This is a genomic window from Halobaculum rubrum (assembly GCF_019880225.1).
Lineage (GTDB): Archaea > Halobacteriota > Halobacteria > Halobacteriales > Haloferacaceae > Halobaculum > Halobaculum rubrum.
In genome coordinates this window covers 1,885,450-1,900,056 of record NZ_CP082284.1, presented here as the reverse complement: position 1 = coordinate 1,900,056, position 14,607 = coordinate 1,885,450, and the positions used below count along the sequence as shown (strand labels likewise).

Sequence of the window (14,607 nt, the reverse complement as noted above, 5' to 3'; positions counted from 1 at the left end):
GGGTCAGTCCCGATCCCCGCGCTCGTAGGCGCCAGCGTTCCGGAGTTCCCCGGCCTCGCGGAGCACCCCGGGAGTCCGGCACACGCCCGGCTCGCCGGCCGCCTGCGGGACGACGCAGTTGTTGCAGTCCTCGCAGACGACCGCGACGCCGTCGGCCGCCGCGCCCTCCCGGAGCAGGCGTGCCGGCAACTCGGGTTCGGCGTAGAACGGGCGGGCCATCCCCACCGCATCGGCGACGTCGCCGAGCAGGCCGTCGATCGTCTCTCGGTCTCTGATCCCGCCTTCACACAGCACGGGCACGTCGACGCGGCCTCGGACCCTGCCGCAGAGATCGGCGTTCCACGCCGGCTCGCGGGAGTAGACGAGCGACTCGGTCCAGTTCGCGGCGGCGACGAGCGCGGCCCGCGGGCGCGACCCGAACGCGTCGACGTACCCCTCGCGGAAGCGCTCGTCGCGCCACGACCGCCCGGGAAACGCCCCCCGTATCACGCTCATGTCCCAGAACACCGAGCCGTTCACGGGGACGAGCGCGTCGTAGCCGGCGTCCGTGAGGCGCTCACACAGGCGGACGCAGTCACCCGCCGACAGGGTCGGCCCGATCCCCGGCGGCGCCTCCGTTTCGGCGGGCACCTTCGTCAGCACCGGTACGTCGCCGGCGCGCTCGCGGATCTCCGCGAGGACGACCTCGAAAAAGCGGGCGGGGTCGTCGAACTCGTCGTCGCGACGGTTGTAGAACGGCGAGGCGAACTGGTGGAGGATCCCCATGTTGGCGCCCGCGAGATGGACCAGATCGTAGCCGGCATCGACGGCGGCGGCCGCCGAGCGCCCGAAGTCCGCGGCGAGTTCGTAGCACTCCTCGGTAGAGAGGACGTGGGCGTCGTACTCGAGGAAGCCGAGTCGGTCCAGCAGGCGGAGGGGGCGGGGCGGGCGAGAGACGGCGAGTTGCCGGAGGTCCGGGTTGCGCTCGCGGTGACCGCGGTGCCACGTCTCCATCGAGCGCAGGCCGCCGTGTTCGAGCTGTATCGCGATCCGGCCGCCGTGCTCGTGGATCGCGTCCGTGAGGCGTTCGAGGCCGGCGACGAAGTCAGGATCGTGGACGCGGGTCATCCCCGGCGCGGCACAGCCGCCCTCGCCGCGGACGATCGTGGCCCCCTGGCAGACGAGGCCCGCGCCGGCGGCGGCCGCCGGCTCCAGCTCGTCGACCAGCGTGTCGACCGCGTCTGGACCGTTGCCCGCGTGTTCGAGCAGCGGCGCGCGGTAGAGCCCGTTCGAGAGCGTGACACCTCCGATCTCCAGCGGGTCGGTGATCGCCGGCACGGGCGAACGCTCGCGCTCCGGGAGCATGAACGCTCGGCCGGGAGATCCCGGCAGGGGGGCCGTCGCCGGCGCGGACGGCGGGCGCGGTCTCCGTCTGTCGTGCGGGCGGTTCGGCGCCTCAGGCGCGGCGTTCGCTGATCTCCTCGGCGACGCGCTCGCCCGGGCGGCGGAGTTCGTCGGACTCGACCTCGTACACGTAGCCCGAGACGGTCACGTCCTCCGGGATCAGCTCGTGGTTCTCCAGGAACTCGACCTGCGCGGCGCAGGCTTCGTCGATGTCGTCGGTCATCCGGACCCACTCATCGACGCTCGCGTCGCCGATATCGAGTTCGGGAAGCGCGGGGTCCAGATCGACCTCGTCGAGATCGACGCCCGCCGCCTCGGCCTGCGCTTCGAGGCCCGCGGCGACGTCGTCGTCGCTCGCGGACATCATCCCGCAGTCGGTGTGGTTCACGACGACGATCTCGTCGGTCTCGAAGAAGTTGGTCGTCAGCGCCGCCGAGCGGATCACGTCGTCGGTCACCTTCCCGCCGGCGTTGCGGTAGATCTGTGCGTCGCCCAGTTCGAGGCCGAGCGCGTCCTCGACGGGGATGCGCTCGTCCATGCAGGCGACGACGAGGAGGTTCTCGTCGGTGGGGATCCCCTTGCGTCGCCGTCGCGCCCAGTCGTCCCGGGCGTCGACCGACTCGTCGACGTGCTCGTGGACGTGGCTGTGCTCGTGGTCGTCGGCGTCGGTGTCGGACATCGTCGGATCACACGGGCCGCACCGACGGGGTCGTTGTGTCATCCGCGAGAGCGACCGGTGATCCCGGAAAGCGGAAACGATAGCCGGTTCGAGCCGACCGTGGCGCCCGGTCACTCCCCACCGATACCGACCTGCTCGTGCGTGTGGTGGTAGAACTCCACCAGCGGCGTCCCGTCGTCGCCGGCGACGGGGTCGAAGCACACCCGACAGTAACGCTCGTTGTCGAGGAGGTTCACCAGCAGTCCGGCGTCGTGAACCGAGACGGAGTCGTAGGCGGCGTCGCAGACCGGACACGTCGCCGGCGGGTCGGCGGGAACGTCCACGTTCGTCCGTCGGCCGCGACGGCCAAAGCGGTGACGCCGGCGTCGACGACCGTGTGAATGTGTGACGTTCTCGGACCACGCTTTTTCTGTCCGGGAACAGACGTGTTGTCGTGATGATCCAAGTGTTCGACCCACGTCACGCGCGATAGTCCGTCCGTCCCTCCGGCGTCGTTTTCCGCGATTCCGGCGTGCTGGCGGGCGGTCCCGCGCCCGTTCGAACCGTTCGTCGACCGCCTCCCACCCACGCCACCATGTACACGACACACCCACGCACGCAGTCACCGCACGAACGACGACGGCGCGACCCGTCGCTCGCGGTCGCGGTCGCGCTCGCCCTGCTCCCGCTGATGACGCTCGCGGCCCTCCGCCGCCCGAACCTCGCGCTCGGCCTCCTCGCCGGCGTTCTCGGTCCCCGGCTCCTCCGCGCAGCCGGTCGACGGCTCTGCACGCACGCCGCAATCCGGTTCGCGGTCGGGCAGCCGGCGTAGCCCGGCAGTCGGACGGCCAAGCCGAAACCGCACCCTGACAGCGGGCGTCGCCGGCGGATCACGCCGACTTCGCCGCCTCTCGAACCGTCTCGAACTCCTCCTGTGAGTACGCGATGAACCGAACGTCACTCAGCGACTCGGGATCGAACGCACGGATCTCCTCGACGATGATCCCGGCTCCCTCGCGGAGGGCGAAGCCCGCGACGCCACAGCCGAGCGCGGGGATCACGAGCGACACACAGTCGCGCTCGTCGGCGGCCGCGAGGGCGTTCCGGGTCGCGTCGCGGACGCTCGCCTCGGTGGCCTTCCCGTCCCCGTAGTGTGGCATCGCGGCCGCGTGGATCACGTACTCGGCGTCGAGGTCGTACGCGTCGGTGACGGCGACCTCGCCCAGATCGATCGGTCCCTTCGACATCGCTTCCTCGTTCAGGCCGACCCCCGCAGCCCGGCGGAGCGCGCCGGCGACGCCGCTGCCCATCTTCAGGCTGGTACCGGCGGCGTTCACCAACGCGTCTGCCGACTGGCCGGCGATGTCGCCCCGGATCACCTCGAACTCCATGTTCGGGGGATCCGTGTCGATCCGCAAATCGTTTGTCCGGCTGCGGTGACGGTGCTTCCCGCGTATATCGGCCTTACTCCTCGTCCTCGCGACCGTGCGGGTCGTCGGCGTCGGGGTCGTCGACTGCGGGGTCGTGACGCGCGTACCACGCGGTCAGCTCCTCCAGCCGGTGGATCGCGCGGTCGGGCGTGCCGATGTTGTGGTGCTCGTCCTCGTACAGGACGAGGCGCGCCTCGACGCCCTGCTTCCTCGCGGCGACGTACAGCTGCTCGCTCTGGCTCGGGGGACACCGCCAGTCCTCCTGCCCGGCGGTGACGAGCAGCGGCGTCTCGATGTTCCCCGCGTCGGTGATCGACGACGAGGCGTCGATGCCCTCCGGGTTCTCCCACGGGAGCCCGTACTCGTTCTCCATCCAGATGTGGGAGTCGTCGGTCCCGTACGCCGAGCGGAGGTCGTAGATGCCGTGCTCGGGCGCGGCCGCCGTGAAGAGATCCGGCTCCTGCGTGACGAGGAACCCCTGCGCGATGCCGCCGTAGGAGAAGCCGTAGCCGAACACGCGCTCGTCGTCGACCCAGCCGCGCTCGACCACGTCGGCGACGCCGTTGGCGATGTCGGTCACCTCGTGGGTGCCCCACTGGCCGCGCAGTGCCTCGGCGAACTCCCGGCCGTACGAGGAGCCGCCGCGGTAGTTCGGCCGGAGGACGACGTAGCCGCGACTCGTCAGCGCGGCGTGGTCGAAGCTGAACACCGGCTCGTCGTAGCTGATCGGGCCGCCGTGGATCGCGACGACGAGCGGGTGGTCGCCGTCCGAGAGGTCCACGTCGGGGTCGTGATACACGATCCCCGAGATCGTCTCGCCGTCGCTCTCCCACTCGATACGCCTCGATTCGGGCATCGGATACGCCTCGGTGAGGTCGGCGTTGACCGCGGAGAGCCGCGTCAGCGACGCCGCCTCGCTCTCGGATTCGGCGTCGAGGTCCGCCGAATCGACGCCGTACACGTCCTGTCCGTCGCTCGGATGCGAGAGGACGACGCCCGCGCGCTCGCCGTCGGCCGAGAGGTCGAAGCCGGCCATCGCGCGGTCGGTCCCCTGCGCCTCGAAGACGCGCTCGGCGGCGTGATCGTCGGCGTCGTCGCCGGCGGCTCCGGCCTCGACCGCGTCGCCACCGGCGTCGACGCGCATCAGCCGGGTGCGCGCCTCGTCGGCGAACAGGCAGTACAGCGTCCCCTCGTCGGCCCAGACTGGCGCGCCGCCGCGGGCGACCGTGCGGTCGAGATCCGCAGTCAGCGACGCGTACTCGCCGTCCTCGTACAGGTACACCTGCGTCGGGATGCACCAGTTCACGGGGTCGCCGCCGAGGAAGGCGAGTCTGTCGCCGTCGGGCGACCAGACGGGCGCGTTCGCCGAGAGGTCGCCGTCGGTGAGCTTTCGAAGTCCGGTGCCGTCGGGCGCGATCGTGAACACGTCGCGAACGAGCGTGTCGTCGGGCTCGTCCTCGCGACAGGAGGTGAACGCGATGCGGTCGTTCGCGCCCCAGTCGGGCTGGAGCCCCGAGAGGTCCTGATAGGCGCCGCCGCCGTGCGCGTCGTCGAGGCGCTCGGCCTCGCCGGTGTCCGCGTCGACGACGTGGAGGTACGTGCGGACGGTGTCGGTGTAGCCGACGCCGTCGAGCTTGTGCTGGAGGCGCTCCGTCTCGACCGGCTCGCCTTCCGTCCGGCCGTCGAGGTACGCCCGTTCGGCCTCGGTGGGGTCGCGCGCGGCGACGGCGAGGCGCTCCCCGTCGGGGCTCCAGTCGAACTCCTTCGCACCCTCCTCGAAGTCGGTGATCTGTGTCGCGTCGCCGCCGAGCGCGAGGTCGAACGCCCACACCTGCCGGGTCGGCTCCTCGTCGCCGTTGTCGCCGTTGGCGGGGGCGTCCTCCGCATCCTCGTCGTCGTCCGACTCGTCACCGTCGTCGCGCCCGACGCGACGTTCGGCGTCCTCGTCGCGCGCGGCGAGGAAGGCGAGTCTGTCGCCGTCGGGCGACCACGCGGGCGCGGAAGCCCCCGAGACGCGGGTGAGGCGGTGTGGATCGCGGCTCCCGTCCGCGGGCGCGACGAACAGCGACCCGACCGGCTCGTCGGCGTCGTCGTCGTACTCGGTGGTGGTGAACGCGACCCGGTCGCCCGTCGGCGAGACCGCGACCTCGCCGACCTGCGTCAGGTCGTAGAAGGCGTCCAACGGTAGTTCCGTCATGAAACGTGGTGCCGGTGGCCGCCGGAAATAGCTTCGTCATCCGGTCGTCGCGGCCGCATCCGCGGTTCCGGCGTGCTGTCGTGGTCGCGTCGCAGCCGTGGTCACATCGCCGCCACGGCCGGAGCCGCCCGCGGGAACCGGGGCGTTGAAGCGCCGGAGCGGCCCATCCCCGACAATGACCGACGATGACGGCGGTCCCGAACGCGGGGACCGCGAGGACGCCACGGACGGCCACGATACCGTGGACGACGGCGACGCCGCGGACGCCTGGGACGCCGCCGGTGTTCCGACCCCCGAGGCGCTCGCGGAGACCGCGGAGGCGGCGGTTCGCGCGGCCGGCGACTACCTCGCCGAGCGCTTTCGAGACGGCGGCACCGTCGGGGAGTTCCACACGGACGACGTGAAGGCCGAGGCGGACGAGGCGGCCGAGGAGCTGGTGTTCGGGGAGATCCGCGGAGAGTTTCCGGGCCACACGCTCCACGGCGAGGAGTCGGGGCGCTCGGGCGACGGGCGCGTGGAGTGGATCGTCGACCCGCTCGACGGAACGAACAACTACGCGATCGACTACCCCTCGATCGCCAGCGCCGTCGCGGCGCAAGTCGACGGCGAGACGCTCGTCGCCGCGGTCCACGAGCCGCTTGTCGACGACTGCTACGTCGCCGTCCGCGGCGCGGGCGCGACGGTGAACGGGGAACCGCTGGTGGTGACACCGCGTGGCAGGCCCCTCGATCGCTCGACGCTCTCGCTCGTCGTCGGGCTGCCGGCCGTCCGCGACGAGGAACTCCGCACGGAGGCGGACGCCGTCCGCGACGCGCTGTCGGGGCGGTGCAAGCGGGTGCTTGAGACGTGGTCGCCGTGCGTCGACTGGGGGCTGCTCGCCCGCGGGAGCATCGCCGGCGTCGTCTGCGCGTACCCCGACCCGTTCGAACAGGCGGCCGGCGAGCTGCTCGCGAGCGAGGCGGGCGTCGTCTCCGTCTCGGGCGACGGCTACTACGTCGGCGCCGTCGACGAGGCGACGCTCACGGCGCTCGTGGAGGCGCTTCCCGACCAGGTCCGAGAATCAGTCCGCGGGTGAGATCGCGGGAGGGGGCTGTGCGGAGAGATAGCTCCGAACGGCCGGCGTCGCTCCCCGAGTCACCGGCGTGCGCGCCGGTACCCCCACGCGACTCCGACCGCCGGAACCGCGAGCACGAGCAGGTACGGGAGCGCGTACGCGGTGAGGACGACCGCGCCGCGGCCGAGAACGATCACGCCCTGGACGGAGTCGAGGAACGCCTCGGTCAGCGGCGTCTCGTACCACGCGCTCCGCTCGGGCGGCTCGTAGTCCGGCCGGGGTTCGCGAAGCTCGACGGTGATCGTCGAGTAGGCGACGCGGCGTTCGAGGCCCTGAAGCCGCGCCTCGGTGCGTTCGATCTCCGTTTGCACGTCCGAGAGCTCGCGCTGGACCGCGAGCACGTCCTCGGTGTCGTTGGCTCGGTCGTACAGCTCCCGAAGGCGGTCCCGCTCGGCGCGGAGGCTCTCCAAGCGAGCCTCCAAGTCGACGATCTGCGAGGTCACGTCCTGCGTCGACTGCTCGACCGATCGGACCTCGCCGGTCCCGTTGATCGCCTCCATCGCGCCGGAGTAATTGTCCGACGGCACGCGGAGGACGAGCCGGCCGGTCGTCCACGTCTCGTTGCCCTCACCGCGGACCTCCGTCCGCGAACTGCCGACGTAGCCGCCGCGCTCGCGGACCATCGCGGTCAGGTCCGCGCTGGCGGCCTCGTAGTCGTCGACGCGAAGCTCCACGGTCGCCTCGTAGATCAGCTGGCGGTCGGCCACCTGTGCGTTCACGTTCGCGCCGGCGCCGTCGCCTCCGGAGCCGCCGCCTCCGGACCCTTCGTCGGCCGACTCGGGTGCGGCCGTCGCCTGCGCGTCAGCCTCCAAGCCCGTCGCCGCGCCGTCCCCACCGCCGCCCGCTCCGGCGCAGCCGGCGAGCACCACGAGCAGGACACAACAGACCGTCGCGAGTGAGCCACGTCGCATACGACACCGTACCGAGGCGGCGCGTATACCCGTTCGGTACGCTCAAAGGGCCGTTTGACCCTTCCGTGCGCGGCGCCTACGGATCGTATGCAGCGACGCCTGCTGTCGATGCGGTGGCGCGACGCCCTGTTCGCCCACTGGCGCGTCGACCCCGCGACGGTGGAGGCCCGCCTCCCGGATCCCCTCTCGGTGGCGACACACGAGGGCGACGCCTACCTCGGGGTCGTCCCCTTCGAGATGACGGACATCCGGCCGCGCGGGGCGCCGTTCGGGCTGTCGTTCCCGGAGCTGAACCTCCGGACGTACGTCACCGACGGCGACACGAAGGGGGTGTACTTCTTCAACCTCGACGCGGCCGACCCGATCGGTGTCGGCGTCGCCCGGGCGCTGTTCCGGCTGCCGTACTACCGCGCCGCGATGGACGTGACTCGCGACGGCGACCGCGTGACGGTCACCAGCCACCGGACCCACCGCCGCGCCCCGGAGGCCGACTTCGACGCGACGTACGGACCCGCCGGCGAGACCCGGACGCCCGAACCGGGAAGCCTCGAGGCGTTCCTCGTGGAGAACTACCGATTCTACACCGAGGGTCGCGGCCGGGTGTACTACGGCGACATCGCACACGAGCCGTGGCCGCTGGCCGACGCCGACGTGGAGCTCCGGACGAACACGCTGTTCGAGGCAAACGGCTTCGAGGCGCCGGCCGGGGAGCCGATCTGCCACTACTCGCCCGGGACAGAGGTGACCGCCGACCGGATCCGGCGGCTCGATACGAACGCGACTGACACGCCCGACGGCGACGACTCGAGCGTCGAGATCCCGGTCGAGGCCGCCGATGATTGACGGGTCGATATCGACACAAGGCACTTGACGGCCGCCCGGAGTGTTCCGGACGCATGTGTCCCCGCAGTCGAACCCTCATCGCGGCGGTCGCCGTCGCCCTCCTCGTGACGAGCGGCTGCCTTGCGACGCCCGGCACCCCTACAACGGGTGACGGGTCGCCGTCGGCGACGTCCGCCGGCGACACGAGCGCGACAGCCGCGTCGACGTCCCTTCCCGGGACGTCGATCGACTGGCCCGACGGACCGAAGGAGCGCCCGGAGCGCCCGACGGCGCTGAACGAGTCCTCGGTCGGCTCGTTCGCTCGAACGTACGAGTACCGCTACGTGTACAACAGCCTCTGGTACGACGAGACGAGCGAGGTGTCCGCCGAGTGCGAACTCGACGCCGTCGAGCGCCGCGGCGACGCCTGGCGGGCGGTCGTCACCTGCACCGCCTACTCGAACACCGGCGGCGAGTCGACCGCCGACGGCACCGCCACCTCGACGGTCGTCCACGCCGACTGGTTCACGCAGACGTACGTCTACTGGATCGACGGGGAGTCGGTCCACCGCGAGCGCGCCGAGGGCGGACGGACGGAGGGATGACCGACGGCAAAGGATGACCGACCGTGAGGACGACCGACGCCGACCCGGCCGCGCGGGCGTCGGCGAGCTTCGTCCCCGTCACTCCGGCAGGTCGTGGAGGAACGTCTGGAACTCAGCGGTCCGGCCGTCCGGATCGTCGGCGAAGAACTGGTAGATGTCGTACTGCTCGTTCACGTGCGGCCCCTCGCGGGCGGCGTCGCCGACGCGCTCGTGCATGCGGTCGACGCCCGCGCGATCCGGGAAGACGAACGTGAGGATGCCCTCGGTCTCGGTGGCTCCCCCGTCGGCGTCACAGAAGCCGAACCGGAAGTCGTCGCGTTCGAGAATCGTACAGCCCGGTTGTTCGAGCCACACGGTACAGTCGACGACCTCGCGGTACCAGTCGACGACGCGGTCGCGATTCGCGGTGCGGAAGAAGACGAGGCCGGCGGGGCGGGACATACGCGACTCGACAGCCGGCGGCGCCGAATAGCCTTCGGCCGAGGGTGGCATGGAACTCTTCTCGAAGGGGTTGTTTTCACCGCGAAATCGCCCGGAAGGCTTGGTGGGTATGACTGCGTATCTGACGGATGATTCAATTGTTTTTCGGTGAAACAAAGTGCGGTGCAGTTGCGAATACACCCTCTGTATTTCCACGCCAATATTGTCGGAGGATTTCAACAGGGCGTGATCTAACTATAACTCAAGATTAAGCACTTACCAGCCGTCATCATTGTCGTAGAATATTGCGTCGGTGGCGGTATCGGCGGAGAAGGTGTCATTTGGGAAGCGAATAAGACCCACCCCTCGTTAACTCGGGTGATGCCATCACAACGCCGGCGGTTCTTGGCGGCGGCGGGGAGCCTTTCGATCGCTGGACTGGCCGGCTGTTCGTCGGTTTCCGAGACACTCGGAGAGGAAAAATTGCAGAATCAGAAAGCGGCTGTCGAACGCTTCGTCACCGCGGTCAACGAGAACGACATAGAAACGGTCCAAGAGTCGGTGACAACGTGGGCAGCGGGCGGGTTTACTGAGGGGAATATTGACCAATATACGCTTGAATACGGTGAGTTGCGCCGAACCGCTGACGACGACAAGAGTGCGACGATCAAGACGGATCTTACACTCACCCACGAGGAGGAAATGCAGGAAGAGGAGACCTCGTTCCAACTTGACAAATATGACGGGTGGACGATCAGCAGTATCCTCTTCGGAAGTGGCCTTTTCATCAACGGCACGGTGCTCGCTCCACCGCCGATTTTCCTCGAGTCGTCGTACAACACGGACGCAACCGGTAGCGACGAGACCGGTGTGCTGACACTGACCCACGGCGGTGGTGGTATCGTGCCGGCGGCGGAGACGGAGTTCAACGGGACGATTGTGAATCCCGACGATGTCGATCCGGAGATTGTGACGAGCGGCACTACACTAGCCGAAGCGACGGATCGGACTCGATTAAGTCCTGGTGATGAATTGACCGTCGGCGTCGAAAGCGAGTACCAAGTGAACGTCACGTTCTCAAAAGAGAACAACGACACTTGGGTGATACTAGGCAGTTTCACTCCGTAATCTGATCGGAACAAATGGCTGTTCTTAACGGTTCGACGCTGACCTCTTGAGGAATAAGCGCCCTGTACGTAGCGAACCACGGAACCCTCAATGTGGGTGTGCGAACCGTTCTATCACACGCGCCTCGACCCGCTACTCCCGAGCCGCCTCGATGACCTCGCGGAACGCCTCGGCGCGCTCGGTGATGGCGTCGAAGTCGCCGGCGTCGACGAGGTCGCGGTCGACCAGCGCGGAGCCGGCGCCGACGCAGACGGCCCCCGCCTCGATGTAGGCGCCGGCGTTGTCGGGGGAGACACCGCCTGTAGGCATGATCTCCAGCTGCCCGAGCGGGCCCTTCAGCGCGGCGACGTGGTCCGGGCCGACGGTCTTCGCCGGGAACACCTTCACGACCTCGGCGCCGGCCTCGTACGCCTCGACGGCCTCGGTCGGGGTCATCACGCCCGGCGCACAGAGCACGCCGTAGCGGTTACACGTCTCCACGACGCCCGCATCGAAGGAGGGGGCGACGACGAACTCCGCGCCGGCGGCGATCGCCGCGCGGGCGGTCTCGCTGTCGAGGACGGTGCCGGCGCCGACGAGCGCATCGTCGCCCAACTCCTCCGACAGCGTGGCGATCATGTCGGTCGCGCCGGCGGTATCGGCGGTGACCTCCAGCGCGGTGACGCCGCCGGCGACGAGCGCCTCGGCGGTGTCGACGACGGTCTCGGGCTCGGCGCCGCGCAACACCGCGACGACGCCGGACTCGCGCATCGCCACGAACGCATCGGTGGTACTCATACCCGAGTAACTCCCGGCGCGGAGAATAAAACCGACGGATGGACCGACCGTCGCCGGGACGCAGTATCTCCCCGTAGCCGTCTCAATACCGCCGAAAAGCGCGTTCCGCGGTGTCAGTCCCCGCGCGGCACCGCCGCCGCGCCGACGGCGAAGCACACGACCGAGAGCGCCGCGAGGATCGCGAGGTTCCCGACCGCACCGACGCCCGCCAGGCCGGCGCCGTCGGGCGCCGCGAACGTCACCGCGCGGACGCCGCGCGAGAAGTACGTCAGCGGCGAGAGGTTCACCGCGGGGAGGAACCACTCGGGCAAGAGATCCGGCGAGACGAACGTGTCCGAGAGGAACAACAGCGGCAGCGCAACCGAATTCGAGGCGGCGATAACCCCGTCCTGCGAGTCCGACACCCGGCCGAGCACGGACCCGATACCGCAGAACAGCACGACCGCGAGCGCGACGAACGGGACCAACAGCAGCAGGTCACCCGACACCGGGATGTCCGCGCCGGTGACGAGCGTCACGAGCGCGAACACGAGCAGCGAGGCGACCCCGATGACGCCGACGTTGACGAGCGTGTGTGCCAGCAGCCACTCCGCCCGCGTCAGCGGCGTCGTCGCCAGCTTCTCGAAGCGGTGGCCGTCGCGGTGCCGGGCGATCTCCGAGCCGATCCGCGACAGCGGCGTGAACAGCACGACCGTCGCGAGATAGCCGGGGAGGTAGTACGCGTCCGGGCGGGCGAACAGGCCGCCGCCGCCCGGCTGGGTCCGCACGAGGACGCCGAAGATGAGCACGAGCAACAGCGGGAAGAAGAACGTGAATATCACCGCCGTCCGGCGTCGGAGGAACGACCGCGCCGCGGCGGCCGTCTCCGCGCGGATCCGCCCGGTTCGGCTCACCGCTCCACCTCCGCGGTCGCGGCCGGGTCGCCGTCGCCGGCGACGCCGCCGGCGGTGTCAGTGTCGGCATCGGTCCCGACCGCGCTGGCGCCGGGCGTGAACGTTCCCTCGAACGTCTCGCCGGTCAGCCGGAGGTACACGTCCTCCAAGGTCGGCTCGGTCCACGTGAGCGACTCGTAGTCGACGCCCGCGTCGGCGAGCGCGGTCACGGCGTCGCCGAGTTCAGCGGGCGTCACGTCGCCGAGCACGAGTTCGTCGGTGCCGACCTCGACGGCGAATCCGGCGTCCCGGAGCGGGTCGGCGCCCGCCCCAACGTCGGGACCGGCGACGACGAAGCGGGCGGGACCGCCGTGCTCGGCGACCAACTCCGCGGGCGTGCCGACGGCGACGAGTTCCCCGTCGCGCAACAGCCCGACGCGGTCGGCGAGCCGCTCGACCTCCTCCATCGAGTGGCTCGTCAGGAACACGGTCACCCCGCTGTCGGCGAGCGAGTCGAGCAGCCCCCACAGCGCGCGCCGCCCGGCCGGGTCGATGCCGGTCGTCGGCTCGTCAAGGAACAGCACGTCGGGGTCGTTCACGAGCGCGGTTGCGACGCACGCGCGGCGTTTTTGGCCGCCCGAGAGGTTCTCGTACCACGTGTCGGCGTCGTCCGCCAGCCCCACGTCCGCGAGCACGTCCTCGACGGGTCGCGACTCCCCGTACAGGCCGCCGTAGTACGCGACGAGTTCGCGGGCGGTCAGCCGCTGGGGCGGCTCGAACTCCTGGGGGAGCAGCCCGACACGGGATCGGTCCGAGTCGTCGGCGGCGTCCCCGAACAGTTCGAGGGTGCCGTCGGCGTCGACGGTGCCCGTGAGCGCACGCACGAGCGTCGTCTTCCCCGCCCCGTTCGGCCCGATCAGGCCGAACACCTCGCCCTCGCGCACGTCGAGCGAGACGCCGTCGAGCGCGACCGTCCCGTCGTAGGACTTGCGGGCGTCGACCGCGCGGACGACCGTCGCGTCGTTCATGGAGTCCGGTCCGGCCCTTGCGGAAGTAAGGGTGCCGAAGACGACGCCCGGGACGGCGACGGAACCGCCATGACGTCGACAGTGTCCACGGCGGCGATGACGCACCCGGCGCAGGTACCAGTCAGCCGCCCCGTTCACCACTCGACCGCCCGCGTCGCGAACAGCGAGACGCCGACGGCCCACCGGACGACCGCCGCGGCGACGACGGTCGCGGCGGCCGCGCCCGGGTCGACCCCCGCGCCGACGAGCCAGCCGTGACACGCGTGCAGCGCCCAGACCGGCGAGAGCGTCGCGCCGAGCGCGACGAAGCCGCCGGGCTCGCCCGCGAGCGCGTCGCGGACGGCGTCGCTCGGCTCCGACACCGAGGCCCACGGCTCGATCGGTCCCCCCGCCATATCCGTGCGGTTCCGCGGCTCCAGGGTATAATTCCACCGGGACGAATATCGAACCGATCATATCGGTACCGTGTGAGCGCCCCCCGAGGCGGCCGAACAGTTTTGTCATCCCGACCGGACCGCCGCGTATGGACGACGGACCCTCCGACGGGACGGACGGCTGTCCCGCCTCCGACGCGGACGACGACGCCGGCCCAGATATCGACCCACACACACAGCGGGCTGCGGTGCGCGACGGCTACGACGGAATGGCCGAGGACTACCGGCGGTGGCGGGAGTCGTCCGCGTCGACCGACGGCGCCGTCGTGGAGTCGTTCCTGGCGGACCTCGATGCGGGAAGCCGGCTCGTCGACGCCGGTTGCGGGCAGGGGACGCCAGTGCTGGACCGACTCCCGGCGGGCGTCGACGCCGTCGGCGTCGACCTATCGGCGGCACAGCTCCGGCTCGCCCGAGAGGTGACCGGCGCAGACCTCGTCCGCGGGGACATGACGCGGCTCCCGGTCGCCGCGGACGCCGTCGACGCCGTGACCGCGATGGGGTCGGTGATCCACGTCCCGATCGAGCAACACCCGTCGGTGTACCGAGAGTTCGCTCGCGTGCTCCGGCCCGGCGGTCGCCTCCTCCTCACGGCGGCGCCCGACGCCGACGGCTGGTCCGGCGCGAACCCGGACTGGTTAGACACCGGCGTACTGATGGCGTGGTCGTTTCCGGGGATCGATCGGACACGCGAGCAGCTCCGCGAGGCGGGCTTCCTGATCGTCGACGAACACCGGACTTCCTGGTCGGACGGCGACCACGAGGAGGCGTGGACCCAGGTGGTCGCGCGGCTGTCTGACTCTTGACTTCCTCCCCGCCCTGAAGGGCGAG

Annotated in this window: 17 protein-coding genes; 5 read left to right on the top strand and 12 right to left on the bottom strand. The window is 70.3% G+C overall.

The window, feature by feature from the left end; all coding sequences use genetic code 11:
• Positions 1–3: 3 nt before the first annotated feature.
• The 6 genes from K6T25_RS09855 to K6T25_RS09830 all read right to left on the bottom strand — a co-directional run bounded on the left by K6T25_RS09855 (position 4) and on the right by K6T25_RS09830 (position 5,668).
• Positions 4–1,317: an oxidoreductase gene (locus tag K6T25_RS09855; RefSeq protein WP_225917727.1), complete on the bottom strand. Its 1,314-nt coding sequence runs from the start codon at positions 1,315–1,317 to the stop codon at positions 4–6.
• 118 nt (positions 1,318–1,435) lie between these two features.
• Positions 1,436–2,062 (bottom strand): beta-class carbonic anhydrase, encoded by a 627-nt coding sequence (locus K6T25_RS09850; protein ID WP_222913651.1) that lies wholly within the window; start codon positions 2,060–2,062, stop codon positions 1,436–1,438.
• Between the two features lie 110 nt (positions 2,063–2,172).
• A complete protein-coding gene (locus K6T25_RS09845) occupies positions 2,173–2,385 on the bottom strand; it encodes a DUF8145 family protein (RefSeq protein WP_222913649.1) in 213 nt (70 codons plus the stop codon).
• 278 nt (positions 2,386–2,663) lie between these two features.
• Complete coding sequence (locus tag K6T25_RS09840; RefSeq protein ID WP_222913647.1) at positions 2,664–2,837, bottom strand: hypothetical protein; 174 nt, start codon at positions 2,835–2,837, stop codon at positions 2,664–2,666.
• Positions 2,838–2,931: 94 nt separating this feature from the next.
• The gene (locus tag K6T25_RS09835; RefSeq protein ID WP_222913645.1) at positions 2,932–3,432 is read right to left on the bottom strand and encodes a macro domain-containing protein; all 501 of its coding nucleotides are present in this window, start codon (positions 3,430–3,432) and stop codon (positions 2,932–2,934) included.
• Positions 3,433–3,505: 73 nt separating this feature from the next.
• The gene (locus tag K6T25_RS09830) at positions 3,506–5,668 is read right to left on the bottom strand and encodes a S9 family peptidase (protein ID WP_222913644.1); all 2,163 of its coding nucleotides are present in this window, start codon (positions 5,666–5,668) and stop codon (positions 3,506–3,508) included.
• 175 nt (positions 5,669–5,843) lie between these two features.
• Here K6T25_RS09830 and K6T25_RS09825 point away from each other — a divergent pair, with 175 nt between their 5' ends.
• Positions 5,844–6,743 (top strand): inositol monophosphatase family protein, encoded by a 900-nt coding sequence (locus K6T25_RS09825; RefSeq protein WP_222913642.1) that lies wholly within the window; start codon positions 5,844–5,846, stop codon positions 6,741–6,743.
• Between the two features lie 59 nt (positions 6,744–6,802).
• Here the strand turns inward: K6T25_RS09825 and K6T25_RS09820 are convergent, their stop codons facing one another.
• Positions 6,803–7,693 carry a DUF4349 domain-containing protein gene (locus K6T25_RS09820; RefSeq protein ID WP_222913640.1) on the bottom strand — a complete coding sequence of 297 codons (891 nt, stop codon included), beginning with the start codon at positions 7,691–7,693 and terminating at the stop codon, positions 6,803–6,805.
• A gap of 87 nt (positions 7,694–7,780) precedes the next feature.
• On the opposite strand from K6T25_RS09820, the gene K6T25_RS09815 reads away from it, so the two are divergent.
• Both K6T25_RS09815 and K6T25_RS09810 read left to right on the top strand, forming a co-directional pair.
• Complete coding sequence (locus tag K6T25_RS09815) at positions 7,781–8,536, top strand: YqjF family protein (RefSeq protein WP_222913639.1); 756 nt, start codon at positions 7,781–7,783, stop codon at positions 8,534–8,536.
• A 53-nt stretch (positions 8,537–8,589) separates the two neighbouring features.
• On the top strand, positions 8,590–9,120 hold the full coding sequence (locus tag K6T25_RS09810; protein ID WP_222913637.1) for a hypothetical protein: 531 nt from the start codon (positions 8,590–8,592) through the stop codon (positions 9,118–9,120).
• Between the two features lie 78 nt (positions 9,121–9,198).
• Here the strand turns inward: K6T25_RS09810 and K6T25_RS09805 are convergent, their stop codons facing one another.
• Complete coding sequence (locus K6T25_RS09805) at positions 9,199–9,561, bottom strand: VOC family protein (RefSeq protein WP_222913636.1); 363 nt, start codon at positions 9,559–9,561, stop codon at positions 9,199–9,201.
• A 360-nt stretch (positions 9,562–9,921) separates the two neighbouring features.
• On the opposite strand from K6T25_RS09805, the gene K6T25_RS09800 reads away from it, so the two are divergent.
• Positions 9,922–10,668 carry a hypothetical protein gene (locus K6T25_RS09800; protein WP_222913634.1) on the top strand — a complete coding sequence of 249 codons (747 nt, stop codon included), beginning with the start codon at positions 9,922–9,924 and terminating at the stop codon, positions 10,666–10,668.
• Between the two features lie 132 nt (positions 10,669–10,800).
• Here K6T25_RS09800 and K6T25_RS09795 read toward each other — a convergent pair whose 3' ends face one another.
• From K6T25_RS09795 to K6T25_RS09780, 4 genes are all read right to left on the bottom strand, one after another.
• Positions 10,801–11,445: a bifunctional 4-hydroxy-2-oxoglutarate aldolase/2-dehydro-3-deoxy-phosphogluconate aldolase gene (locus K6T25_RS09795; protein ID WP_222913632.1), complete on the bottom strand. Its 645-nt coding sequence runs from the start codon at positions 11,443–11,445 to the stop codon at positions 10,801–10,803.
• A 113-nt stretch (positions 11,446–11,558) separates the two neighbouring features.
• A complete protein-coding gene (locus tag K6T25_RS09790; RefSeq protein WP_222913630.1) occupies positions 11,559–12,338 on the bottom strand; it encodes an ABC transporter permease in 780 nt (259 codons plus the stop codon).
• Positions 12,335–13,345, bottom strand: a complete 1,011-nt coding sequence (locus tag K6T25_RS09785) for an ABC transporter ATP-binding protein (protein ID WP_222913628.1) — start codon at positions 13,343–13,345, stop codon at positions 12,335–12,337. The genes K6T25_RS09790 and K6T25_RS09785 overlap by 4 nt, the downstream gene beginning before the upstream one ends.
• Positions 13,346–13,479: 134 nt before the next feature.
• Positions 13,480–13,740: a hypothetical protein gene (locus K6T25_RS09780; protein ID WP_222913626.1), complete on the bottom strand. Its 261-nt coding sequence runs from the start codon at positions 13,738–13,740 to the stop codon at positions 13,480–13,482.
• Between the two features lie 128 nt (positions 13,741–13,868).
• Between K6T25_RS09780 and K6T25_RS09775 the strand changes: the two genes are divergently transcribed.
• Positions 13,869–14,582, top strand: coding sequence for a class I SAM-dependent methyltransferase (locus K6T25_RS09775; protein WP_222913624.1), 714 nt, complete (start codon positions 13,869–13,871; stop codon positions 14,580–14,582).
• Positions 14,583–14,607: the final 25 nt, after the last annotated feature.